This is a genomic window from Aggregicoccus sp. 17bor-14 (assembly GCF_009659535.1).
GTDB lineage: Bacteria > Myxococcota > Myxococcia > Myxococcales > Myxococcaceae > Aggregicoccus.
In genome coordinates this window covers 1-24,161 of record NZ_VJZZ01000026.1, presented here as the reverse complement: position 1 = coordinate 24,161, position 24,161 = coordinate 1, and the positions used below count along the sequence as shown (strand labels likewise).

Annotated in this window: 19 protein-coding genes; 3 read left to right on the top strand and 16 right to left on the bottom strand. The window is 76.1% G+C overall.

Going from position 1 to position 24,161, the window contains the following annotated elements; translation table 11 throughout:
* Positions 1-26 precede the first annotated feature (26 nt).
* The 3 genes from FGE12_RS29675 to FGE12_RS29665 form a co-directional block, all read right to left on the bottom strand.
* Positions 27-575, bottom strand: coding sequence for a hypothetical protein (locus FGE12_RS29675; RefSeq protein WP_153870027.1), 549 nt, complete (start codon positions 573-575; stop codon positions 27-29).
* 74 nt (positions 576-649) lie between these two features.
* Positions 650-1,771, bottom strand: a complete 1,122-nt coding sequence (locus FGE12_RS29670; RefSeq protein ID WP_194798415.1) for an MFS transporter — start codon at positions 1,769-1,771, stop codon at positions 650-652.
* A gap of 128 nt (positions 1,772-1,899) precedes the next feature.
* A complete protein-coding gene (locus FGE12_RS29665) occupies positions 1,900-2,256 on the bottom strand; it encodes a helix-turn-helix domain-containing protein (protein ID WP_194798414.1) in 357 nt (118 codons plus the stop codon).
* Between the two features lie 172 nt (positions 2,257-2,428).
* Here FGE12_RS29665 and FGE12_RS29660 point away from each other — a divergent pair, with 172 nt between their 5' ends.
* Complete coding sequence (locus FGE12_RS29660; RefSeq protein ID WP_153870025.1) at positions 2,429-3,229, top strand: MBL fold metallo-hydrolase; 801 nt, start codon at positions 2,429-2,431, stop codon at positions 3,227-3,229.
* Positions 3,230-3,239: 10 nt separating this feature from the next.
* Here the strand turns inward: FGE12_RS29660 and FGE12_RS29655 are convergent, their stop codons facing one another.
* Both FGE12_RS29655 and FGE12_RS29650 read right to left on the bottom strand, forming a co-directional pair.
* The gene (locus FGE12_RS29655; RefSeq protein ID WP_153870024.1) at positions 3,240-4,100 is read right to left on the bottom strand and encodes an alpha/beta hydrolase; all 861 of its coding nucleotides are present in this window, start codon (positions 4,098-4,100) and stop codon (positions 3,240-3,242) included.
* A 115-nt stretch (positions 4,101-4,215) separates the two neighbouring features.
* The gene (locus FGE12_RS29650) at positions 4,216-5,730 is read right to left on the bottom strand and encodes a M24 family metallopeptidase (protein ID WP_153870023.1); all 1,515 of its coding nucleotides are present in this window, start codon (positions 5,728-5,730) and stop codon (positions 4,216-4,218) included.
* Positions 5,731-5,873: 143 nt separating this feature from the next.
* Between FGE12_RS29650 and FGE12_RS29645 the strand changes: the two genes are divergently transcribed.
* The gene (locus FGE12_RS29645) at positions 5,874-8,006 is read left to right on the top strand and encodes an FUSC family protein (protein WP_153870022.1); all 2,133 of its coding nucleotides are present in this window, start codon (positions 5,874-5,876) and stop codon (positions 8,004-8,006) included.
* 12 nt (positions 8,007-8,018) lie between these two features.
* Here FGE12_RS29645 and FGE12_RS29640 read toward each other — a convergent pair whose 3' ends face one another.
* The 3 genes from FGE12_RS29640 to FGE12_RS29630 are packed head-to-tail and all read right to left on the bottom strand — an operon-like array spanning position 8,019 to position 11,411.
* The gene (locus tag FGE12_RS29640) at positions 8,019-8,171 is read right to left on the bottom strand and encodes a hypothetical protein (RefSeq protein WP_153870021.1); all 153 of its coding nucleotides are present in this window, start codon (positions 8,169-8,171) and stop codon (positions 8,019-8,021) included.
* Between the two features lies 1 nt (position 8,172).
* Positions 8,173-9,234, bottom strand: coding sequence for a proline iminopeptidase-family hydrolase (locus FGE12_RS29635; protein ID WP_153870020.1), 1,062 nt, complete (start codon positions 9,232-9,234; stop codon positions 8,173-8,175).
* 44 nt (positions 9,235-9,278) lie between these two features.
* On the bottom strand, positions 9,279-11,411 hold the full coding sequence (locus FGE12_RS29630; protein WP_153870019.1) for a PAS domain-containing sensor histidine kinase: 2,133 nt from the start codon (positions 11,409-11,411) through the stop codon (positions 9,279-9,281).
* Between the two features lie 448 nt (positions 11,412-11,859).
* Between FGE12_RS29630 and FGE12_RS29625 the strand changes: the two genes are divergently transcribed.
* Positions 11,860-14,103: an AgmX/PglI C-terminal domain-containing protein gene (locus tag FGE12_RS29625; RefSeq protein WP_153870018.1), complete on the top strand. Its 2,244-nt coding sequence runs from the start codon at positions 11,860-11,862 to the stop codon at positions 14,101-14,103.
* A gap of 7 nt (positions 14,104-14,110) precedes the next feature.
* On the opposite strand, the gene FGE12_RS29620 is transcribed toward FGE12_RS29625, so the two are convergent.
* The 8 genes from FGE12_RS29620 to FGE12_RS29585 all read right to left on the bottom strand — a co-directional run bounded on the left by FGE12_RS29620 (position 14,111) and on the right by FGE12_RS29585 (position 23,014).
* Entirely contained in the window at positions 14,111-14,407 is a 297-nt protein-coding gene (locus tag FGE12_RS29620) for a hypothetical protein (protein WP_153870017.1), read from the bottom strand.
* Entirely contained in the window at positions 14,404-14,982 is a 579-nt protein-coding gene (locus tag FGE12_RS29615) for a hypothetical protein (protein WP_153870016.1), read from the bottom strand. The genes FGE12_RS29620 and FGE12_RS29615 overlap by 4 nt, the downstream gene beginning before the upstream one ends.
* 76 nt (positions 14,983-15,058) lie before the next feature.
* Positions 15,059-17,665 (bottom strand): ATP-binding protein, encoded by a 2,607-nt coding sequence (locus FGE12_RS29610; RefSeq protein WP_153870015.1) that lies wholly within the window; start codon positions 17,663-17,665, stop codon positions 15,059-15,061.
* Positions 17,653-18,645, bottom strand: a complete 993-nt coding sequence (locus tag FGE12_RS29605) for an ABC transporter substrate-binding protein (protein ID WP_194798413.1) — start codon at positions 18,643-18,645, stop codon at positions 17,653-17,655. Before FGE12_RS29605 ends, FGE12_RS29610 begins: the two co-directional genes overlap by 13 nt.
* Before the next feature lie 222 nt (positions 18,646-18,867).
* Positions 18,868-19,938, bottom strand: coding sequence for an ABC transporter ATP-binding protein (locus FGE12_RS29600; protein WP_370459207.1), 1,071 nt, complete (start codon positions 19,936-19,938; stop codon positions 18,868-18,870).
* A 6-nt stretch (positions 19,939-19,944) separates the two neighbouring features.
* Entirely contained in the window at positions 19,945-20,778 is an 834-nt protein-coding gene (locus tag FGE12_RS29595; RefSeq protein ID WP_194798412.1) for a carbohydrate ABC transporter permease, read from the bottom strand.
* Positions 20,775-21,653 carry a carbohydrate ABC transporter permease gene (locus FGE12_RS29590; protein ID WP_194798411.1) on the bottom strand — a complete coding sequence of 293 codons (879 nt, stop codon included), beginning with the start codon at positions 21,651-21,653 and terminating at the stop codon, positions 20,775-20,777. The genes FGE12_RS29595 and FGE12_RS29590 overlap by 4 nt, the downstream gene beginning before the upstream one ends.
* Positions 21,650-23,014, bottom strand: a complete 1,365-nt coding sequence (locus FGE12_RS29585; protein WP_370459206.1) for an ABC transporter substrate-binding protein — start codon at positions 23,012-23,014, stop codon at positions 21,650-21,652. Before FGE12_RS29585 ends, FGE12_RS29590 begins: the two co-directional genes overlap by 4 nt.
* Positions 23,015-24,161 lie beyond the last annotated feature (1,147 nt).

The window sequence follows — 24,161 nt, the reverse complement described above, 5'->3', positions numbered from 1 at the left end:
GCTGAGGCCCGCGTACCCGTGCCGGCCTACGCCGTGGTTCGTGGGCGCAGCGTGCGGAGCCGCCGAGCGAGCAGTACGAGCGCGCCCAGCAGCAGGAGCACCAGAGAGCTGGAGATCAGGAACGCCCCGGCGCTCGGGAGCCAGTGCCACACCAGGACGTAGACCCGGTCCGAGGGGCCGTTCGGGCCCGTGGCGTAGAGGTGGAACAGGCCCGCCTTGATCAGGTGCAGCACCGCGCCCGCCGACGGAACGAGGGCGATGGCCCAGCAGATGCGCCGGCTCTGCACGACACGAGACCAGAGCGCGCCCAGCAGCAGCGTCACCCCGAGCCAACCCATGACGGGTACGACGACATCGGCTACGGCGACGATGCGCAGCGCGGTGACCCACCCTTCATGCGTCGTGGGATTCCACGGGAAGCTGAAGGGCAGAACACCGCTCTCCCCCTCGCGGAAGCTCACTTCGCAACCACCGCTCAGGAAGGGGGTGAGCGCGAAGGACAGCGCGAGCGCCGCGAGCCCGCCGACCCACACCCAGCGGGCCTGCCAGCCTCGAGTGTGTGGGGTCGCGTCCATGGCGCTCAGCTTGGCACAGGTCCGCAGTGGAGACCTTCTCCCAGGGGGAGAGGGGACAGCTTCGCCCTCTCCTCTCACTCTGACTTGCGCTCCTGCTTCGACATGAGCGCAGCGAGCACCACGCCCAGCGGCTGCAGGAAGAGCACGAGCATCGCGGCGAAGACGCCCACGCCGTCCGCCACTGCGCCCACTGCGAGCGGTACCGCGAGCTCCAGCGCGCTCACCAGCGCTCCCACCGCGAGCACCACGTTGGGTCGCTCGGGGAGCACCGCGAACGCGCGCGCCCGCAGCAGCGGGTGGTGCATCGCCGCGAACAGCCCCACCGCACCGAGCGTCACGGCACTGCCCGGCAGCGTGTCCGCCCACAGCCACGCTCCGTACGCGAGCCCGCACCCCACGCCGCTTACGCCGAGCAGAGTCCGCGGCCGCACGTGCGCCGACACCCGCTCGAGCACCAGCGCCCCGAGCAGCGCTCCCGCGACGCCCGCGCTCAGCACCAGGGCCCGCAGCGAGGCATCCCCACCGAAGCGCTGCGCGAGGAACAGCGCCCCGAAAGCGACGATCACCTCGTCCATCAGCGCGCACAGCACCGCGGCGAGCGACCACCCGAGCAGCGCAGGGGTGCGCAGCGCCACGCGCACCGCCTCGCGCAGCGAAGCCCCGCCCTCCTCCTCCACCCCCTCGCCCGCCGGCGCCCGCGCTGCCTCCACGGCCTGCAGCGCCGCAAGGAGCCCCACCGCGACCAGCGCGCCGCGCCACCCGAAGCCCAGCGCCACGCTCGCCGCGAGCGCCGCCGGTGCGACCAGGTCTCCGAGCGCGCCCAGCAGCGCCCAGCGCGCGAGTACCTGCTCCGCGCGCTGCGGCGCCTGCGCCACCAGGGCGGCCTCGGAGAGGTTCGTGCCCACCCCGCTCGCCGGCCCGTAGAGCGCGAGCGCCGCGAGCAGCAGCGCGTACGAGGGCGCGAGGGCGGCCGCCAGCGTCGCTCCCGCCATCAGCGCGAGCCCACCCACGCGCAGCACCCGCTCGCGCCGCCCGTGCGCGAGCGCGAGCAGCGGCGGCTCGAGCAGCGCCCCCAGCACGCCGAAGGCAAAGAGCGTCCAGCCGGCCGCCCGTGCGGGCGTCAGCGCGAAGGCGTGCAGCAGCTCCGGGCTTCCGGAGGGCACCACGCCGGTGGCCAGCTCGTCGGTGAAGGCCACCGCGAGCAGCGCGGCCCTCAGCCGCCAGCGCGAGGATCAGGGGGGAGAGGTCTGGTGGGGCATGGGAAGAAACTAGCGCCGGCGCTCCGCGCGCGCACCGCCCCTGCCCTGCGGGACGAGGCGCGCGCTCAGCCCTCCGCCGCCTTGCGCTCGCCGCCCACCGCGGGGCGCTGCGCCAGGTAGCGCTCGCCCCAGGCGAGCATCCCCTGCAGCACCGGGCCCAGCGAGCGCCCCAGCGCGGTGAGCGAGTACTCCACGCGCGGAGGCACCTCGGCGAACACCTCGCGCGCGAGGATGCCGTCGCGCTCCAGCTCGCGCAACTGCACCGTGAGCGCTTGGCGCGGCGCGCCCGTCTTGCGCAGCAGCTCGTTGAAGCGCTGCGTCCCCTCGTAGAAGAGGTGGTGCAGGATGAGCGGCTTCCACTTGCCGGCAATGACCGCCACCGTGGCCTCGAGCGGGCAGTGCAGCTGCTTGGCGTTCACCACGTCAGCACCTCGGGTTCTCGGAGAGAGGGTCCACTCTTTGTGACCGGGTCACGAAATGTTGCGCTCTTGTGGGCTGCGCACGCCTCTCTTACCTCTGCCTCGCACCGCACGCACGACACGCCCGCGCGCACTCCTGCGCACCCGCGCTGCCGGCCCCGCGGCCCGAGGCCTCATGCACACCCCCTCCCTCGCCCTCACCCTCATCGGCGGTCCCACCGCGCTCCTCGAGGTGGGCGAGCTGCGCCTCCTCACCGACCCCACCTTCGACCCCGCGGGCAGCGCGTACGCGCAGGGCCCCGTGCAGATGCAGAAGCTCGCCGGGCCCGCGCTCGCTCCCGAGGCCCTGCCGCCGCTGCACGCCGTGCTCCTCAGCCACGACGAGCACGCGGACAACCTGGACGCCGCGGGGCGCGCGCTGCTGCCGCGCGCAGGCCGCGTGCTCACCACGCCGTCGGGCGCCGGGAGGCTCGGCGGCAACGCGACGGGGCTCGCGCCGTGGCAGAGCGTGGAGCTGCAGGCGGGAGGCACCCGCGTGCGCGTCACCGGCGTGCCCGCGCGCCACGGTCCCGAGGGCACCGAGGCCTTCCTCGGCGAGGTCACCGGCTTCGTGCTCGAGTGGGAGGGCCAGCAGGACGGCGCGCTCTACGTCTCCGGCGACACGCGCTTCTTTCCCGGCATCGAGGAGCTCGCCCGCCGCTTCCGCGTGGGCACCGCGCTGCTCTCCGTGGGCGATGCGCACTTCGAGGCCACCGGCCCGCTGCGCCTCACCCTGAATGCCAAGGAGGCCCTGCAGGTGGTGCGCACGCTCGGCGCGCACACCGTGGTCCCCGTGCACATGGAGGGCTGGGCGCACTATCAGGAGGGCGCCGAGGCGCTGCGCACGGCGTTCCGCGCGGAGGGGCTCGAGGGGGTGCTGCGCATCCCGGTGCACGGGGAGCGGCTCGTGCTCGGCGGGCTCGCGCAGGTGGCGTGAGGCGCGAGGGCTAGCGGCTCGCGCGCGCCTGGGCCACCAGCGCGTCGAGCCGGCGCACGTACTCGGCGCCGTGCCTCTGCGTCCCGTACAGGTGCTCGCCGTCGATCTCCCAGAAGCTCTTGGGCTCCTGCGCACGGGCGTACAGCTCCTGCCCGCGCGCGAAGCGCACGTCGCGGTCGTCGTGGCTCTGGATGAGCAGCTTCGGCGTGTGGGCGAGCTGCGCGATCGCCTCCTTCGCCTCGTAGGGCCCCTTCACCACCATGGCCAGCATTGGCCGCATCCACGCGGGCGAGTGGTCCGCCGCCACGTCCGCGAAGCTGCTCACCGCACCTTCCGTCACCAGCCCCGCGAGCCGCCCCTCGTTGCGGCGCGCCAGCTCGATCGCCACCTGCCCGCCGAGCGAGAGCCCCCACAGCAGCACCGGCTGCCCCTTCACGTCTGCGCGCGCGAGCACGCTGTCCAGCGCCAGCTGCGAGTCCTCCAGCACCTGCCGGTGCCCCGGCGTCCCCTCGCTCGAGCCGTAGCCGCGCCAGTCGAGGATGAACACCTGGTAGCCCGCGTCCACCAGCGGCCGCGCCAGCTTCACGTAGCGGCTCGCATTGCCGCCCGCGCCGTGGAGGCAGAGCAGCGTCGCCTTCGGAGCGCCGGCGGGAGGCAGGCGCAGCATCGCGAGCTTGAGGCCGTCCGGCGTGCGCAGCCACACGTCCTCGTGCGCCACCGGGATGGGGTCCAGCTGCTTCACCGGGAAGTAGAAGCGCTGGTCCTGCGGGCTCTCGCGGTAGGGAAGCCTCGGCAGTACCACGGCGCCGAGCGCGAGCAGGACCACGAGGGACACGACAAGGACGGTGAGGAAGCGGCGGGCGCGGCGCATGCGTCGGGAGTTCCAGAGGTTGGGGAGGCACCGCACGCTAATCCCTCACCCCGTCCCTCTCCCAGGGGGAGAGGGGACTTTCACGCAGCTTCGCCCCTTGGGGGAGAGGGGGGACTCAGCGCACGAGGTGGAACTGCTCCTGGCGCTGGAAGGCCCAGCGCACCCGGCCTACCGCGTCCACGATGACGTCCTCCTCCTGCGCGCTGCTCACCCGCTGCCCGTCCCACTCGGGCACAGGGCTCGTCGCCTGCAGCTCGATGCTGAACCACTGGCGCGGGATGACGCGGTGGTCGCCGTTGCCCGGCACGCCCTCCTGGTGATCCCACAGGCCGATCATCGGCCCCGCCGCGTGCCCGTGCAGCCCCACCGGGTGGCTGTACACCGTGCCGTCGAGTCCCGCCGCCTGCATCTTCGCGAGCGAGGCCTTCAGGATCTCGTTGCCCGTGCGCCCGGGCCGCAGCTCCCCCACCACGATGTCCTGCAGCCGGTTGCTCGCGCGCAGCGCGGCCCGCAGCCCCGCGGGCACCTCCGTCTCGCCCTCGCGCAGCACGTAGCCCATGTGCTGCGTGTCCGTGTTCAGCCCCAGCGCCGTGATGCCGAAGTCGCAGTGCAGCACGTCGCCGCGCTGGATGACCGGGTCGTCGCCCAGCGCCTCCGCGTCCGCGCCCTTGCGCTGCACCTCCACGCTGGGGTGGAACCAGGTGTCGAGCCCCAGGTCCGCGAGCCGCTGGCGCATGTACCACTGCACGTCCTTCGTGCGCGTGACGCCCGGCGTGATGACCTGGTTGCTGAAGGCCGTGGAGATGATGTCCCACGCGAGCCGCGTCTCCTCCGCGAAGAAGCGCTCCTCGTCCGGGACCCGCCACGCGAGCAGGTCCACCGCGAGCCCCTCCGCGGGCCGGAAGCGCTGCACCCACTTCGGGCCCAGCGCCTCGCTCATCCCCAGGTACTCGCCGTGGCTCAGGCCGTCCGCGAACGCGAAGGTGCGCGACACGTCGATGGCGATGACGCGCGGATTGCGCGCCTCCACCACCTGCTTCAGCACGCTCCACATCTCCGGGCCCCACAGCTCCGCCGCGCGGTTCGCCGCGCCCGCATCCACCTGGCGCTGCGCGCGCTTCGCCTCGAAGACGCCGCCCTGGCTGCCGCCGCCCAGCGCGAGCCGCTCGATGCCCTGCTCCCCGCGGTCGAAGAACACGTAGATGGTGCGCCGGCGCGCCGCGTGCGTGGTGGGCGCCGCGAGCGCGCGGAACACCGGGTCCTCGTTGTACTCGCGCATCGGCACCACCCACATGTCCACGCCGTGCTCGCGCATCAGCTTCGGCAGCGCCGAATCCAGCCGCTCGCGCAGCCACGCCTGCTGGCGCTCCGCCTGCGCGCGCAGCGTGCCGAAGGGGCGCTCGGGCGCCGCGGCGGTGCCTGCGGGCGCAGCGCCACCCGCCGGTGCAGCGGTTCCCGACGCCGCCGAGCCAGCCACGGACGCGGCGGAAGCACCCGCCGTCTGCGATGCAGCCTGCGAGGCAGGCTCCGTCGCCTGCGCTGCCTCGGGAGCAGACGGCGGGGCGTGCGCCGTGGCACAGGCGGTGGCGAGCAGCAGCGGCGAGAGGGAGATGGAGAGGAGGCGGCGCATGGGCGCAGCCTCGCACGGCCGGTCGCCTCCGGTGCAACCCGGTTGCAGCAGCGTCCTCCACCGGGCGCCCCGACGCCCCCCTGCCCGGCTGCGCCCCCGGACACGGGGTGGCGAGCGCGCGGCGACGTGTGCACATCGTCCCGATGCTCCACCGCACCCCCTCCCACCGCCTGCTGCGCCACCTGCGCGCGCTCGTGCGCCTGGAGCCGGGGCGGCCCGCGCTGTGGGCGGGGCTGCGCGCGGCGCTCGCCACGGTGCTGCCGCTCGCGCTCGCGCAGGTGTTCGCCGTGCCCGGCGCCAGCTGGGCGGCGCTCAGCGGGCTGCTCGTCACGCTCGCGGACAAGGGCGGCTCCTACCGCGCGCGCGCCGAGATCCAGGGCACGCTCACGCTGGTGGGTGCGCTGGCCGGAGCGCTCGCGGCGCCCGCGGGCACGCCCCTGTGGCTGGATGCGGCCGCACTGCTCCTGGGGGTGACGGCCGCCGGCTTCGCGCGCAGCTACGGCGAGACGGCGGGCAGCGTGGGCGGCGCGGTGGCGGTGATCTTCGTGGTGTCGCTGGGCAGTCCCGCCGCGGGCCTGGAGGCAGCCGCCACGCGCGGGCTCGCGCTGCTGCTGGGCGGCACCTGGGCGATGACGCTCTCGCTGGTGCTCTGGCCGCTGCGCCCCTACCTGCCGGCGCGCCGGGCCGTCGCCGCGGTGTACCGCGCGCTCGCCGCGGCAGCCGAGGACCTGGGCCGCCTCACCCGGGACGCGGCCGCCCCCGAGGCGTGGGCGGAGGCCCAGCTGCGCCACCGCCACCTGCGGCCGCTGCTCGAGGCGGCGCGCGCCACGCTCGCCGCCACCCGGCTGGGGCGCGCGGGCGAGTCGCGGCGCGGCGCCCACCTCCTCGTGCTGCTGGAGCTCGCCGAGCCCATGCTCGCGGCGCTGCTCGCGCTCGCCGGCGCGATGGAGGCCGCACCGCCGCAGCCCGCGGGGCGCGCGCGCGTGCAGCAACTGGGGGACGCCTACGCGGCGATGGCGCGCTGGGTGGCGAGCGCGCTGGTGCGCGCGCGCAACGAGGGCATGCCCCGCGAGGCGCCCCGCCCCCTCAGGCGCGCCCAGCCCGCGAGCTACGGCGCGCCGCCCATCCGCGAGCCCGAGGTGGCGCTCGCCCCGCACGTGACGCAGGCGCTCGCGCGGCTGCGCGAGTACGCGGGGGTCGCGCACGAGACGACCGCGGGGCTGCTGCACGGAGACCCGGTGTCCGCGCGCGGGCGGCGCTCGGTGGGTGTGCCCCAGCGCCGGCGCCGCGCGCTGCTGCAGCCGCTGCGCGACAACCTGCGCCCCGAGTCACTCGTGCTGCGCCACGCGCTGCGCACGGGACTCGTGGCCACCGCGACGCTGCTGCTCTCGCGCGCGCTGGGGATGCGGGATGCGCACTGGGTCACGCTCACCGCGGTGGGCGTGCTGCAGCCCTACGCGGCGAGCACCGAGGAGCGCGCGCTGCAGCGGCTCGGCGGCATCGTGCTGGGCGCGAGCCTCGCCGCCCTCCTCGCCACGCACCTGCACTCGCCCACGGCGCTCATCGCCGTCATCGCGCTGCTCACCACCGTGTCGGTGGCGCTGCTGCCGCTCAACTTCGCCGCCTTCCAGGTGCTGCTCACCCCGGACTACCTGCTGCTCGCGACCCTGGGCCACGGCCAGTGGCTGCTGGCCGAGCAGCGGGTGGTGGGGGTGCTGCTCGCCGGCGCGCTCTCGCTCGCGGGCACCTGGTTCCTCTGGCCGAGCCCGGAGCGGCGCCGTTTCCCGGAGGCGGCGGCCGGCGCCCTGCGCGCGCACGGCGCCTACCTGCGCGAGGTGGCGCACGCGCCCGCCTCCCCCGCGCTGCACGCGGCGCGGCGGCGCTGCGGGCTCGCGCTGCAGGACGCGGAGGCCTCCTTCCAGCGGCTGCTCGCCGAGTACCGCGGCTCCCCGAAGCGCCTGGAGCCGGGCATGGCGCTGCTCACCTACGCGCGCCGGCTCACCTCCGCCGTCACCGCGCTGGACGCCGCACCCCAGGCGCCCGCCGCGCTGCAGCCGCTCGCGCAGGAGGCGGGCGGCGCGCTGGAGACGCTCGCCGAGGCGCTGCGCCGCGGCCAGGCGCCGCCCCCGCTGCCGAGGCTGCCCGTGCCCGAGGGGCGATGCGGGCACCGGGTGGAGCCCGCGTACGCGGCGCTGCTCGAGCGGCTGCCGCGCCAGCTGGGCATCCTGCACCGCGCGGTGTCCCGGCTCGGCGCCGAGGCGGCGCTGCTGCGCTAGGGGGCGTGGGCCTCACTCGTCCGGCGTGTTGCCGAAGTGGCCGTCGCCCACCGTGGGGTCCTCGGGGGGCGGCGGGCCGAAGAGGCGCCGGAACAGCGCGCGAACACCGAGCAGCAGCAGGCCGCCCCCGCTCGCGAGCACCAGCGCCTTGCTCTCCGCGTCCACGCTAGAGGCGCCCCGCGTCGACGTCCTTGAGGAAGGCGATGAGCCCCTTCACGTAGCGGTCCTGGTCGTCGTACATCGCCATGTGGCTGCCGTCCGGGCAGTACAGGTAGCGCCCGCGCTTCACCTGCCCCGCCATCCACTCCATGTGCTTGGGGTCCATGGTGTCGTGCTCGGCGCCGATGACCAGGGTGGGCATGGCGAGCCGCTTCAGGTCCTGGCTGCGGTCCCAATTCTCCAGCAGCCCGCTCAGGCCCATCTCGCTCGGGCCCTGCATGGGGATGTAGACCTTGGTGTTGATGTGCGCGAAGGCGCGCTTCACCGGGTCGGGCCACTGCTCGGGCGGCATGCGCAGGATGTGCTGCACGTAGTAGTTCGGGATGAGCAGCTCTTCGTAGCGCGGGTTCGCGTAGTCCTTCTTCGCCTCCAGCGCCTGGATCTCCTTCAGCGCCGCCGGGTCCATCTGCGGCATCAGCACCTGCTTCGCGTACGCGTCGTAGGCGGGCGCGCTGGACATCATGTTGGAGATGATGAGCCCCTTGAGGTGCTGCGGGTACTTCAGGGCGTACTCGAGCGCGAGGATGCCGCCCCACGAGTGGCCCAGGAGGAAGAAGTTGTCGTGGGTGAGCCCCAGCGCCTGGCGCACCTGCTCCACCTCCTCGACGAAGCGGTCCACCGGCAGGAGCTGCGCGAGCGCCGCGTCGTCGGGCTGGTCGCTGTAATGCGAGCCGAGCTGGTCGTAGTAGTAGTACTCGACGCCCGCCGCCGGCAGGAAGCTGTCGAAGGCCTCGAAGTACTCGTGCGTCGCGCCCGGGCCCCCGTGCAGCAGCAGCAGCTTCACCGTGGGGTTGTTGCCCACGCGCTTCGTCCAGACCTTGAAGGGCCCCTTCGGCGTCTGGATCTCGATGAGCCGCGCGCCGCCGCCCAGCACGTCCGCGCGGCCCGTGTTGTCGAAGTAGCTCGAGGTGGAGGCCTGCGAGGCCTTCGGGTGCGACGCGCAGCCGTGCACCAGCAGCAGCGCGAGCGCCGCAGCGCCGCACGCCAGGGTCTTCGCCAAACGCTTCATGGGGGGGAGCCTCCGGGACGGGAGAGAGACGGGCCCCGTCGAGGCTACACGACCTCGGGCTGCCCGGCCGGAGGCTGCTCGGCGGGGGGCGCAGCGCCCGTCCCGGCCTCGACACCCGGCGGGCCCGCGAGCGGCAGGCGCACGGTGAAGAGCGCGCCGCGGCCCGGCTCCGACTGCACCGCGATGCTGCCGCCCAGCGCCCCCACCGTCTCGCGCGCGAGGTACAGCCCCAGCCCCAGCCCGCCGAAGTGCTCCACCGGCACCGCGCGCTCGAAGGCCTCGAAGATGCGCGCCTGGCGCTCGGGCGGGATGCCCATCCCCTCGTCCTGCACCTGCAGCACCGCGTCCGGTCCCTCCGCGGCGAGCCGCACGTGCACCGGGCGCGCCTCGCCGTACTTGATGGCGTTGGAGAGCAGGTGGCGCAGCACCTGCCCGAGCCGCCCGGGGTCGGACACCGCCTGCAGCCGCTCGGGCAGCTGCAGCCGCACCTCCGAGGGGCTGCGCCGCCCGCCCACCTCCGCCTGCAGGAAGCGCGCGGCGGTGGCGCGCACCAGCGCCGCCAGGTCCACCGGCTCCAGGTGCGGCACCAGCTGCCCGCCGCGCACCCGGCTCAGGTCCAGCATCGCCTCCACCAGGTCGTTGAGGTGGCGCACCTGCCGCTCCAGGGGCTCCACGTTCAGCTCCGGGTGGTGGCGCCGCCAGCTCGCCAGGTGCAGGCGCAGGGGCGTGAGCGGCGTGCGCAGCTCGTGCGCCGCCACCTGCAGGAACTCGTCGCGCAGCTGCACGCTCGCCTCCAGGCGCTCGCGCAGCTGCGCCGCGTCCAGCGCGAGCGCCACGCGGTAGGCGAACTCGCGCGCGAGCTCCAGCGCGTCCGGCGTGAAGGCCTGCGCGGGCCGCCCCCGCACCAGGTGCAGCACGCCCAGGCCGCGCCCGCCCACCGCGAGCGGGAGCGCGAGGTAGGGCAGGTCCCCGAGGTAGCCGGGCTCGCCCGCGTCGCCGGGTGGCCCAGCGCCCCCGCCGCGGCCGCCCGCGCGCTCGCGCAGCACCGACGCGAGCGCCTGCGGGTGAGCCCCGGCGCAGCGCACGTGGGGCGGGGCGGCGCCGTCCTCCGCCCACACCTCGAGGCAGGCCCCCTCCGCGAGCCCCTCCGCCGCGAGCTCCACCGCGCGCCCTTCGAGGTCCTCCCCGTCGCTCGCCTCGGCGAGCCGCGCGCTCGCGGCCACGAGGAAGCGCAGCCGGCCCTCCGCCGCCTTGCGGTCCTCGATGTCCATCATCACGCCCACCCACTCGCGCACCCCGCCGCCCGCCTCGCCCACCGCCTGCGCGCGGTTGTGCACCCAGCGCCAGCTGCCGTCCGCCAGCCGCAGCCGGAACTCCTGGCGGAAGGGCACGCTGCCGCGCGTGCTCACCGTGCGCAGCCACGCGCGGCGCAGCTCGGGCAGGTCCTCGGGGTGGATGGCCTGGCGCACCCGCCCCGGCTGCGCCGCGAGCCCCGTGAGCGCGCTCCAGCGCGCAGGCTCCACCCGGATGCGCCCGCGCGCATCCGCGCGCCACACCAGCAGGCTGCCCGCCTCCGCGAGGCAGCGGAAGCGCTCCTCGCTGCGGTGCAGCCGCTCGAGCCGCACCCGCAGCCGCTCGCTGTACTGCGGCAGCACCGCGAGCAGCATCCCCGCGCCCAGCGCCACCAGCAGCACGAAGATGATGCGCTCCTCGGGCAGGACGACGCCCAGCGGCACGTGTCGCACGAGCTGCAGCGCCACGTACACCTGGAGCACGAAGGCGCTGAGCGTGAAGGCCACGCGCGCGCCGCGCCGGTAGTAGGGCAGCAGCTCCGCCACCAGCGCCGGCGGCACGAGCAGCAGCGCCACCAGGTCCAGGTCCGGGAACAGCGCCGCCGAGAGCGCCACCACCACCATCAGCCCCACCCCGAACACGCCCACCGCCGCCTTCAGCGCCCCGCGCCGCAGCAGCAGCAGCGCCGCCGCGCCGGTCGCGAGCGCGAGCGCGTCCAGCGCGAGCGGCTGCGCGGTGGAGATGCCCAGCGCGAAGACGCGCAGCAGGTCGAAGGCGGTGAGCGCCACCATGCCCGCCGCGTACCCCTTGAGCCAGCGGCGCACGAGGCGCGAGGCCTCCTCCTCGCGCTCGGGGAGGGGCTGGGCAGGAGAGAGCGGCGGCATCGCCCCCGAGGGTGGAGGCGCCTCCAGACCCGCGCAATGGACCCGCCGGGCGCGGCCGCTCGCACTCCTGCCCTCCGCGCCTCGCGCAGGAGCGGGCGGGGGCTCCGACGCGCGGCTGCCCGCCGGGCGGAGCGGGCTCGCGGCGGGTGTCTCGCTGCAAAGGTCCACCCCGGCGGGACACGGCCGCCCGGAGGCGCCGGGGTAGGACCGCAGGGCACCCGCGTCCGCGGGGCGCGACGAGTGTCCGGCACCGGGCGCTGGCGGCCCGCGCCGCACGCCTTGGCTGCAGCGCGCGCACTGCCGCTGGATGCCGTGCGTGGGAAAGTCGATGCACACCCCTGGGCACTCCGCTTCCCCTCCCGTGCCCCCTTTCTTCCACGCCGCGCGTCCCTAGCTTCTCCCCTCGCTGCGCCCGCTGGGGGCGTAGGTCGCGAGGGGGAGGTCGAGCGTGGGCGAGGACACGACGGACGTGCAGGGCACCTGCTGCGAGTACCCGGGCTGCAGCGGACACCACGCCGCGGGCGCACCGCACGCTGGGCACGAGCTGCTGCTGGCGGAGCAGGACGTGGAGGGCGCGCTCGCGCTGCTCGACGCCGTGGAGGCCGGGCTGCAGAGCGCCCCGCGCCCCTACGCGAGCCTCCTGCAGGAGAGCGTGCAGCAGCTGCCCTCCGCCGAGCCGGAGGGCGCGGACTTCGAGTCGCTCGACGACGCCGGCGCGCGGCTGCGCCAGAGCGCGGGCGCGCTGCTGCCCGAGCTCGAGCTCGGGGCTCCGGCCTTCGAGCCGCTGCTCGGCGAGGACGCCGAGGTGGACGCGGCGCTCGGCGCGCTCGAGTCCGCGGAGCCCGCGTGGGCGGCCACCCTGCCCGGGTGGGACGCGGCGCGCGGCGGCTCGCAGCGCCCCGAGCGCCTGCACGCGGGCGCCATCCGCCAGGCGGCTTCAGGGCCCGTGGGGCCCGTGGGCCCTCTGGACGGGGACGAGGAGGCGCTCGAGGCTGACGCCCTCGATCCGCTGGACACCTGGTACGTCGCCCCCGCGGGCAGCCCCCAGGGCCCGCTCACGCTGCAGACCCTGCGCGAGCGCTGGGAGGCGGGCGAGGTGGGCCCCGACACCCCGTGCTGGAGCGGCGGGATGGCGCGCTGGGTGCCGCTCGCGCGCGTGCTGCGGCTCGCCGGCGCGCTCGCCCCGCCCGTGCCGCGCCTCAGCCTCTCGCAGGTGGCCAGCAGCCTCAGCGCGCCGCCCGCGGCCCCCGCGAAGCCCGCCTACCAGCCGGTGGCGAGCAGCGCCCTGCGCTCGCTGCTCGCGGACGAGGAGCTGCACGCCCGCGACGAGGCGCTCGCCCGCAGCGAGGCCCTCGCCCGCCTGCAGGAGGCACGCGCCGCGGCCCTCCATACCTACGTGCCCCCCGCGCCCGTCGCCCCGGAGGCGCCCGCCGCCCGCCGCGGCACCGGCGTGGTGGGCGCCGCGCTGCTCGGCGCCGCGATGACCGCGCTCGTCATCACCTGCGCCCTGCTCGGCTTCGCCCTGCTGCGCAGCCGCGAGCACGCGGAGGCGCCCGCGCGGGCCGCCGCCGTGCCCACCGCACAGGGCGCCGCGGTGGCGAGCGCTCCGCCGCAGCAGGGTGAGGGTGCGCAGTCCGCCCGCAGCGCGCAGGCCGCTGCGGCTCCGGGCGCCGAGGCGCAGGGCAGCGGCGCCCGCGCCGGTGGCGCGAAGGGCGCGTCGGCTCCGCAGGCCCCCCTCGCAGGTCCGGGCGCCGCGCCGTCCGCGCGCAATGCGCCGGCGGGCTCCGCAGGCTCCCGCGACGCGAAGCTCGCTCCGGCAGGTGCCCGCGACCCGCAGAGTGGCTCGGCCAACGCTCGCGCCGCACAGGGCGGCCCGGCAGGGGTTCGCGATGCATCGGCGGGCGCAGCCGGGGCTCGCGAGGCGCAGGGCTCCGACGCCGCCACGCGCAGCGCCGCGGCCTCCGCGCGCAGTGCCCAGGGAGCTGCGGGCTCCACGCACCAGGCGCAAGCCGGTGCGGCCTCCGCAGGCGAGACGCAGGCGGCCAGTGCTCGCGCCCTCCCGGGCAGCGCCTCCGCAGCGCGCGCTGCGGGCTCCAGCGCCACCACCGACTCCGGCGAGGTGACCTTCGAGGACGAGTCGGACGGCGCCGCCCCGCAGGCCGCCGCCGCCACCCCCGGCCCCGACGAGGAGTTCGAGCGCGAGCTCGACGGCGAGGTGCCGCCGCGCACCGCTGCCACTGCATCCGGAGCCGCTGCCGGCGCGTCCTCGGGCACGTCCACCGGCCCTGCCGACGACGCCGCCGCGCGCTCGGGCGCCAGCGCGAAGGCCGCCGCCGAGGCGGCCCCCGCTCCCGCCGCCGTGCCCACCGCCTACGTACCCCCGCCCCCTGGCGGCGGCGCCGAGCTGCGCGAGACGCTCGGCCAGGCGGACATCATGGAGACGGTGCTCGCCCACCGCGCCCAGGTGAAGGCCTGCGTGGACGCCCAGCGCAAGCTGCAGCCCGACCTCACCGGCCGCCTCGTGGTGCGCTTCAGCGTGCTCCCCAGTGGCACCACCGCCGACGTCTCCACCGAGACCGAGGAGCTGCAGGGCACCCCGCTCGCCACCTGCATCGAGGGCGCGGTCTCCGGCTGGACCTTCCCCGTGCACCGCGTGCAGGGGCCGCAGATCCGCTTCCCGTTCACGCTCTGAGTCTGCGTCAGCGTCGCTGGCCGTCTGTCGCTCCGCGCCTCGCGATCCGGAGCGCCGCGAGCACGAAGCCACTGGCGGCCCAGGAGACCGCGCCACTGACGAGCCCCGCGACGACGCACATCCCCAGGCTCAAGGCGCGGAACGTGGGGTCGTCGGCGAACTCGGAATCACAGTGCGGCTGCAGCGCCGTGCAGGGGTCCGGATGGCCGAAGCTCCAGAGCGCGAGCAAGATCAACGACACCGTGACGGCGAAGGCCGACGCCAGTCCGATCCGCGCCTGAAGGGCGCGCGAGGTCGAAGTCACCCCGGCCCTCTTGCCCCGGGCGCAGGGGTGGCGCGGAAGCGGTACGCCACGCCGTCGTCGCCGCGGCTGTAGCCCTGCAGGGGCTGCACCTCCACCTGCGCCCCGAGCACCTCGAGCCCGCCCTTCGCGAAGCCCATCACCGAGTACTCGAAGTACACGTGGTGGAAGGGCACCCCCACGATGCGCAGCTCCGTCGCCTCGGGGCTGGGCAGCACCTGCAGCTCGCCCTCGGTGAAGTAGCCCTTCCAGATGAAGGGGGTGAACTGCAGGAAGCGCCGGAACTCGCCCGGCTCGAACATCCCGCGCAGCTGCCCCTGGCGCAGCGCGTAGTGCCCGCTCGTCTCGCCGAACTGCCAGTAGCCCTGCTCCACGTTGCCGCTGTGGAAGGTGCGCACCAGCGCGTCGTTGAGCGCGAGGAAGGGCTGCACCGGCAGCCGCGTCACCGGGAGGATCGGCTGCTGGAACAGCGGCTCCTGCTTCGCGAAGTCCGCGAGGAAGCGGCGCCACGCCTCCACCCCGTACGTCGCCTCCGCCATCGCCTGCCGCGCGAGGAACGCCACGCCCTTCACTTCCATGCGGAGACCCCTGTTGGAAGACGGGTACACGCCCTGCCCCGCCGCGCCTGCTCTCTCTCGCCCCCGGTTCTACCCCTCAGCCCGGCGCCCCGGGAAGCGCCGCCGCCTCCTCCCCCCCGCCGCGCGCCGCCCCTGAGGCGCCCGAGGTCCCCGGCGCCAGGGCCGGCTGCGCGGGTGCGCCCTCCAGCGGCAGGTACGCGGTGAAGGTGGAGCCCTCCCCGGGCCGGCTCTCCACCTCGATGCGCCCGCCGTGTGCGCGCACGATCTGCTGCGAGATGTACAGCCCCAGGCCCAGCCCCCCGTACGCGCGCGCGCTCACCGCGCGCTCGAAGCGCCCGAAGATGCGCGAGAGCGCCTCGGGCGCAATGCCGATGCCCCGGTCGCGGATGCGCCACAGCGCCCCGCCCTCCGGCCCCCGCCCCAGCTCGATCTCCACCGGCCGCCCCGCCCCGTACTTCAGCGCGTTGGTGAGCAGGTTGGTGAGCACCTGCTCCAGCCGCAGCCGGTCCCAGCGCCCGATGACCGGCCCCCCCGGAGCGCCGTCCTCCTCCCGCACCCGCACGCTCGAGCCCGCCTGCGCGGCCTGGTCGGCGAAGCGCTCCACCACCTCGTCCGTGAGCTGCCGCAGGTCCACCTCCTCGGGCTGCAGCGGGAGCCTCCCCGCCACGATGCGCGAGACGTCCAGCAGGTCGTCCACCAGCCGGCTCAGCCGCCGCACCTGCCCCACCGCCTTCTGCATCTTGGGCGCGAGCGCCTCGGGCGCGCTGCGGGCCGCGAGCGCGCGCTGCAGCACCTGCAGCTGCAGCTGCAGCGGGGTGAGCGGCGTGTGCAGCTCGTGGCTCGCCACGCTGAGGAACTCCTCGCGCAGCCGCACCGCCTCCTGCGCCTGGCGGTAGAGCCGCGCGTTGTCCAGCGCCACCGCGGCGCGGCGCGCGAGCTCCTCGGCGAGCGCCACCTCGTGCGGCCCGTAGCGAAAGCCCGGCCCCCCGTGCACGAGCATCAGCACCCCCAGCGTCTGCCCGCGCACCTGCAGGGGCAGCGCGAGCGCCACGCGCGCCCCCAGCCCGCGCAGCAGCTCGGCGTGGCCCGCGTCCGGGCTGTAGGCCTGCAGGAGCTCCGCGCTGTTCACCCGCAGGGGGCGCCCCGTCATCAGCACGTGCGCGGTGGGGCTGGGGCTGTCCCAGCCCGGCGGGTAGCGCTCGCCCAGCGTCCGCAGCAGCTCCTCGCGCCGCGCGTCCGCGTGCGCTGCCGCGCGGCGCACCGGCCGCCCCTCCTCGTCCACCGTGTCCACGACGCACCACTCGGCGAGCTGCGGCACCGCGAGCCGCGCCACCCGCGCGTACGCCTGCGCCTCGTCCGTCAGCTCCGCCAGCTGCGCGCTCGCCTCCAGGAGGAAGGCGCGCGCGTCCTCCGCCCGCTTGCGCTCGCTGATGTCCACGAAGCTCACCACCCGCCCCACCAGCTCCCCGCCGCGCAGCACCGGGTGGCTCCACAGCTCCACCGGCAGCGCGCTGCCGTCCGCGCGCCGCAGCGCCTGCCCCTCCACGTGCACCGGGCGGCGCGTGCGCAGCTCCTGCACCAGCTCGCTCTCCTCGCGCGGCAAGAGGCTCCCGTCCGGGCGGAAGTGCGGGCGGAAGTGCTCCAGGTCCTGGCCGATGAGCGCCTCCGGCCCCTCGGTCGCGGCGCCCAGCAGCCGCACCGCCGCCGCGTTGCAGAAGGTGCAGCGGCCCTCCAGGTCCAGCCCCACCAGCCCCTCCGCCGTCGCGTCCAGCAAGAGCCGGGTGCGCTCCTCGCTCGCCTCCAGCCGCTCGCGCGCCTCCTGCACCTGCTCCGCCATCTCGTCGAAGGCCTCGCCCACCCGCGCCAGCTCGTCGCTGCCGCCCACGTCCGCGCGCGCGCTGCCCTCCCCCGCCGCGAGCCGCCGCGCCGCCCCCACCAGGCTCTGCACCCGCCGCCCGAGCGACACGTGGAACATGAGCCAGAGCGCGAAGGCGAGCAGCGCGAGCAGCGCCATGCGCTCGAGCACCCGCATCTGCACGGAGCGCAGCGCCACGGCCCGCTGCCGGGTGAGGTCCAGCTCCATCACCAGGAGCCCCACCCGGTCCGGCCACAGCTCCGTCGCGCGCCCGCCCCACACCACCGGGAAGGCGCCCACCAGCGCGCCTCCCCCCTCCACCTCCTGCACCTGCCCGCCCAGCCGCTGGCGCACCCCGTCCGTCACCCCCCGCGCCGCGGCGGGCAGCGGCGGCTCGAGCCCCGCCGCCTCGCGCCCCACCAGCTCGCGCCGCGTGGCGGCCACCACCCGGCCCGCGTCGTCCACCAGCAGGCCGCGCTCCAGGTTCACGTCCGCCCCCAGCCGCGCCACCTCCTCGCGCACCCGCTCCGTCTCGCCCGCGCGCAGCAGGAACTCGAGGTGGCTCTGCAGGTCCGCCATCCGGTGGCCGAGGTCCTCGCGCGCCATCTGCTCCACCTGGCGCTCGGCCGTGCGCGCGCTGCGCACGTAGTCGTAGAGCCCCACCAGCCCGCCGAAGAAGAGCAGCGCGAGCGGCACCGCGTAGCGCAGGGGCGGCAGCAGCCCGCGCCACGGCCGGCCGGAGCGCGCCGGCGCCCGGCCCTCCCGAGCCCCCTCCAGCGCCCGCTCCGGCGTCCCCGGGCCCGAGGCCCCTCGGCTCAGCGCCCCCACGGCGCCCCCGGGCCCGCCGCCGCCACCTGCCGCGGCGCGCCGCCCTGCAGCGCGCGCGCGTCCGCGAGCGGGGCCTCGGGCCAGGCGCCGCGCACCAGCCCCAGCCGCAGGAGCACCTCGTACATGCGCCGCGCGATGGGCACGATGCCCGGGCGCTCGCCGCCGAGCAGCGCGAGGTTCTCCTCGCGCGAGGGGAAGTGCAGCTGCGTGCACACCCTGCGGAACTCCTCCGCGCTCATCCCCAGCCGCGGGCTGAGCTCGAGGCTCGCCGCCTGGGGGCGCGCCTGCACCGTGTCCGCCGCGGCGAACCAGGCATCCAGCAGCGCCGCCACCTCGGCCGGGTGCGCGTCCAGGTACGCGCGGCGCACCACCAGCACGTCCTGCACCTCGCCCGGCAGCTCGCTGCTGTCGAAGAGGCGGCGCGCGCCGGCCGCCATCAGCTGCCCCACCACCGGCTCGAAGCTCACCACCGCGTCCAGCGCCCCCTCGCGGTAGGCGCGCACCTGCTGCTCCACGGGCGTCCACACCACCTGCACGTCCGACGCCGCGAGCCCCGCCCGCTCCAGCGCGCGCCCCAGCACGTACCCGCTCACCCCGGACTCCTCCACCCCCACGCGCCGGCCGCGCAGCGCGCGCACCTGCGCCACCTCCGGGCGCGCGAGCAGCGCGTCCGCGCCCTGCGAGATGTCCATCACCAGCACCACCCGCGGCTCGAAGCCCTGCTGCGCGAGCGCGAGCGCCATGTCCAGGGTGAGGCCGGCCGCATCCAGCGCCCCGTTGCGAAAGGCGCGGTTCACCTCGGAGAGCGAGCTGTACTCCACCAGGCGCACCTGCGCGTCCGGCAGCTGCCCGCTCTCGCGCGCGAGGAAGAGCGGCTCGTGGCCCGGCCACATCACCGTGCCCAGCCGCATGGGCGCGGGCGGGGGCTGGGTGCAGGCGGCGCCGCCCGCGAGCAGCAGCACCAGCAGTGCCGGCAGCAAGGCGAGAGGGGGGCGCCGCCCCCGGGGCGCACTCGGCTCTGTCCGGGCAGCTGCCGGCCCTGCAGCCCTCGCCATGGGTGTGCCTCCCCGCGTCTGGCCCGCCCGGGAATGGTGGGCATGCGGGCGGCGGAGCCGCAATGGACCTGCCCGGCGCAGGCCGCGCGCCCTCCGCCTGCTCCGCGAGCAGGTGAGGTCACGCGCCGCTCGCCGCCCCGCCTGCCGTCAGGGAGCCCGGTCGGGAGCCCGGTCGACCCGGGCCCCCGTCGCGGCGTCGAAGCGGTGCAGGAGCGCCCCGGGCCGCAGCCGCACCCACGCGGGCGCGCCCGGCGGGGCGTCGAAGTCGGACGCGGCGCGCGCCGTGAGCCGCTCGGTGTGCCCTCCCTCGGTGCGCTCCACCGTCACCCAGGCCTCCGCGCCCAGCGGCTCCACCAGGTACACGCGCGCCGCGAGCGCGCCCCCGGGCGGCGCCGCTCCCGCGCCCACCTCCAGGGCCTCGGGGCGCACGCCCAGGGTCCAGGCTCCGGGCCCCTGCCCCAGCGTCCCGGGGCGCACCAGGTTGATGCGGGGGCTGCCGAAGAAGCCCGCGACGAAGGTGTTGGCGGGCGCGGCGTAGAGCTCGCGCGGCGGGGCCACCTGCTGCACGCGCCCCGCGCTCATCACCACCACCCGGTCCGCGAGCGTCATCGCCTCCGCCTGGTCGTGCGTCACGTAGAGGAAGGTGGCCCCGAGGCTGCGGTGCAGGGCCTTGAGCTCGCCGCGCACCTGGGTGCGCAGGGCCGCGTCCAGGTTGCTCAGGGGCTCGTCGAAGAGGAACACCCGGGGCCTTCGCACCAGCGCGCGCCCCAGCGCCACGCGCTGGCGCTGGCCGCCGGAGAGCTCCTTCGGCCTGCGCGCGAGCAGCGCCGTGAGCCCGAGGCGCTCGGCGGCCTCTCCCACGCGCCGGCGGATCTCCTCGCGCGGCAGCCCCGCCACCTCGAGCGGGAAGGCGAGGTTTCCCTCCACCGTGCGGTGCGGGTAGAGGGCGTAGCTCTGGAACACCATCGCCACGTCGCGCTCGCGCGGGCTCTGCTCGTTCACGCGCTCCCCGTCGATGCGCAGCTCGCCGCTGCTGGGGCGCTCGAGCCCCGCCACCAGGTTCAGCGTGGTGCTCTTGCCGCAGCCGCTGGGCCCCACGAGGCAGACGAACTCCCCGTGCGCCACGTCCAGGCTCACGTCCGAGACGGCCGCGGCGCCACCGCGCGAGCCCGCACCCTCGTACACCTTGCCCACGCCGATGAGCTCCACGCGCGCCACGTGCCGCTACTCCTTCACCGCGCCCGAGGTGAGCCCGGACACGATGCGCCTTTGGAAGAGGAGGGTGAGCACCGCGAGCGGCAGCGTGGCCACGAGGCTCGCGGCCGCCACCTCGCCCCAGGGCTCCACGTGCTCGCCGGCGAAGAGGCTCAGGGCCACCGGCACCGTGCGCCGCTCCGGGGAGCTGAGGAAGGTGAGGGCGTAGAGGAACTCGTTCCAGCAGAAGATGAAGACGAGCAGCCCGGTGGTGGCGAGCCCCGGCGCGGCGAGCGGCAGCAGCACCCGCCAGAAGGCGCCGAAGGGCGTGCACCCGTCCACCCGCGCCGCGCGGTAGAGCGCGTCCGGCAGCTCGCGGAAGAACGACGTGAGCAGCCACAGCGTGAGCGGCAGCGCGAAGGTGGCGTAGGGCAGCACGAGGCCCAGCAGCCGGTCGCGCAGCCCCACCGCGCGCAGGAGCAGGTAGAGCGGGCTCACCGTGGCGATGGGCGGGAACATGGACACCCCCAGCGCGAGCGCGAGCAGCAGCCCGCTGCCCGGAAAGCGCAGCTTCGCCAGCGCGAAGGCCGCGCTCGCGCCCACCGCGAGGCAGAACGCGGTGGTGGCCGCCGCGAGCAGGAGCGAGTTGGCCACCGCCCTGAGGAAGGCGCCGCCCGCGAGCACGCTCGCGTAGGACGCGAGCGTGAGGTGGGTGGGGAGCCCTGCGCGGGTGAGCTCGTCCTCCGGGCGCAGGCTGGTGAGCAGCTGCCAGGCGAAGGGGCCGAGGAAGAAGGCGAGGAAGGCCGCGCACGCGAGCGCGCGCGCGAGCCCCGGGCCCTCGCCTGCTGGCGCCGGGCGCCTCACGCGGTGCGCTCCCTTCCCACCAGCCGCACCAGCACCAGCGCGAGCGCCGCGACGCACAGGAAGGTGGCCACCGCGAGCGTGGAGCCGTAGCCGAAGTCCCCCGAGCGCATCAGCGTCTTGTACGCGTAGAGGCTGAGGGTCTCGGTGCTGTTGGCGGGGCCTCCCTCGGTGAGGACGTAGAGGGCGTCGAAGACGCGGAAGGCATCGAGCGCGCGAAAGAGCAGCGCGAGCGCGAGCGCCGGGCGCAGCAGCGGCAGGGTGATGGAGCGGAAGGTGCGCCAGGCTCCCGCCCCGTCCACGCGCGCCGCCCGGTACAGCTCCTCGGGGATGCCCTGCAGGCCGGCGAGCAGCAGCAGCGCGACGAAGGGGGTGGTCTTCCACACGTCCACGAGGATGGCCGCGTGCAGCGCGAGCCGGGGGCTGCCGAGCCAGTTGAGCGGGGGGCCCGGCAGCAGCGCGTTGACCAGGCCGTAGTCCGCGTTGAAGAGCCAGGCCCACAGCCGCGCGCTCACCACGGTGGGGATGGCCCAGGGGATGAGGACGCCGGCGCGCAGGAGCCCGCGGCCGCGAAAGCGCGCGTGCAGCAGCAGCGCGAGCGGCACCGCGAGCAGCAGCTCCAGCCCCACCGCCACGAAGGTGAAGTAGGCGGTGTTGCCCAGGGCGCTCCAGAAGCGCGCGTCGTGCAGGAGGAAGCGGTAGTTGCCCAGCCCGATGAACTCGCGCTCGCCGAACACCAGCACCACGCGCTGCAGGCTGAGCAGCAGCGCGGCCGCGAGCGGGTAGAGCGCCACCAGCGCGAGCACCGCCACGGCGGGCGCCACGAGCACGAGCGCCTGGCGCCGCTCGCGCGCGAAGGCGCTGGGGCGGCCGCTCACCGGTCCCTCCCCATCAGGTGGTCCACGCGCGCCTGGGCCCGCGAGAGGGCCTCCTCCGGCGGGCGCAGGCCGGACACGGCGGCGCTGAACTCGCCCTGCAGCACGTCCGAGAGCAGCGCGTAGTAGGGGGTGACGGGGCGGGGGCGCGCGGCCTCCGCCATGGTGCGCAGCTGGGCGATGAAGGGCACCTGGGCGCGCAGGCGCGCGTCGTCGTAGGCGGCGCGGCGCGGCGGGTTGCGTCCGTAGTGCAGGGCGAGCTGCACGTTGGCCTCGAGCGAGGTGAGGTGCGCGATGAGCTGCTCGGCGGCGCGGCGGCGCTCCGGGGGGCTGTGGGCGTTGAGCGCGAGCTGCCAGCCTCCGAGCGCACCGGCGCCGGGGCGCCCGTCCTCCGTGGGCAGGGTGCTGAGTCCCACGCGGCCGCGGATGGGGCTGCCGGGGGCCTGCGCTTCCGCCCAGGCGTAGGGCCAGTTGCGCATGAAGACGGCGCGCCCGTCCTGGAAGACGCGGCGCGCCTCCTCCTCGCCCGCGGCCGTCACGCTGCCGGGCGAGACACCCGAGGTGATGAGGCCGCGCAGGTAGCCGAGCGCGGCGAGGGCCTCGGGGGTGTCGAGCAGGACGCGGCCGTCCGGCGCCACCGCCTCGCCGCCGTGGCCCCAGAGGGCCTCGTACACGTTGCAGTTGAGGCCCTCGTACTGGCGGCCCTGCCACAGGTAGCCCTGCAAGCCGGGAGGGCCGTGGGCGAGCGCCTCGCGGGTGAAGCGCTCCAGCTCCGCGTAGGTGCGCGGCGCGCGCGGCACCAGGTCGGTGCGGTAGTAGAGCACCCCCACGTCCAGGTACCAGGGCACCGCGTAGGTGCGCCCCTGCACGAGCACCGCCTCGGCGGGGCCGGGCAGGAAGTCGGCGCGCAGGCGCTCGGGTGGGAAGGCGTCCGAGAGGTCGGCGATCCACCCGGCGCGCGCGAACTCGGGCACCCAGACCACGTCTGCCACGAGCACGTCGAAGTCCTGCGCGCGCCCCTCCAGCGCGGTGAGGAAGTACTGGTGCGCGAGGTCCGAGGCGTTGGGCAGCGCCTCGGTGACCAGCTCCACCTCGGGGTGTGCGCGGCGGAAGGAGTCCAGCAGGGCACGGAAGGGCGCGGGGTCCCCCCACAGCGGCTGGTGCTTGAAGACGAGCCGCACCCGGCCGGGCGCCCCCGCCTCGCCGCCGGAGGGCGGCTCGCGCCGACAGCCCGTCGCGGCCGCCAGGAGGACGGCGAGCGCGAGCGCCGGCAGCCGCCATCCGCACGGGCGCACCTCGCCCCTGCGCCTCGCGAGCGGCAGCAGCGGCAGCGGCGGGCAGGGGCGCATGGCGGGGATTGCCACACCGGGGTGCTGCGCCGGTCAACGCGCGCGTGGTGGGGCGGTCGGGTCGCGGACAGCCGGAGGTCCGCGGGACGAAGGCAGCGTTCACCGCGCTGCGCGATTCAGGAGCATCGGCTCCCCCGCCCGCCTCACTCGCCTCCCGCCCCGCAGGCGCATCCGCCCGCTTTCGGAGCAGGGGCCCGGGGTGCGCGGGGAGCTCCTCGCGAGTGCCGGCCGCAGTCGCCCCGCCTGAGCGACCCGAGCCACCGGGCGCCGCGTCCTCCTCTGGCGGAGCGTCCGGTGCATCGGAGGAGTCATCCTGCGGGCGTCCCGGTGCCGGGCCAGGGGACGGTGCCGGCGCGGGCACCTCGCGGCGAATGGCCGCCCACACGGCCTCGGCAGCGACACCCGCTTCGTCCGCATCCACCGACTCGTGCAGCGCGCGCTGCGCGAAGAGGGCGAGCGCGCCCCAGGCCACCGACACCAGCACCCCGAGGGGCGCCTCGCGCAGCGCGCCGTCCCTCACGCCGCGCTCGAGCAGCTGCTGCATCCACTGCCGTGGATGGGGCGCGCCGTCCGTGTCCACATGCAGGGCACGCGCGTGGCGAGTGGCCCGCGCCTCCACTTCACCCTGGCGCGCCGCTGCAAGCCGCTCGGCCTCCTCTTCACGCCGGCGTGCCTCCGCCATCTCCGTGAGGAGCGAAGGGACCTCGTCCACATCGTCCGAAGCGCCCTCCTCCCACGGGCGCGGGACGCTGTCCGTCTCCTCCCGCGGGCGCGGAGGCGATGCCGGCCCGTCCTCCCCGAGCAGCTGCTCGAAGTACGCCGCGCCCTCCTCCACCTCTTGCGCCGCGGCATCCTCCGCCCCCGCGTCGCCGCTGCCCTCTCTCCCCTCCGCAATTTCCGCCCACCGCCCCGGTGCCACCCCCTGCATCCCGGCCCTCAGTGCCAGGAGCTCGCGTGCCTCCCTCCCGGAATCGAACCCCTCCGTCTCCGCCGTCTGGGCCTGCAGGGCCAGCAGCTCCCGCTCTCTCTCGGAGGTGGGCTCCTCCTCCTCCTCGCGAGGAGCGCCCTCCTCGTCCTCGCCCCGGCGAAAGAAGGGCGAGGAGCCGCGCGCCTCGGGCCTCTCGTCCAGCCGCGGGCCGCGCCGCGCCTCGGGACACGAGGC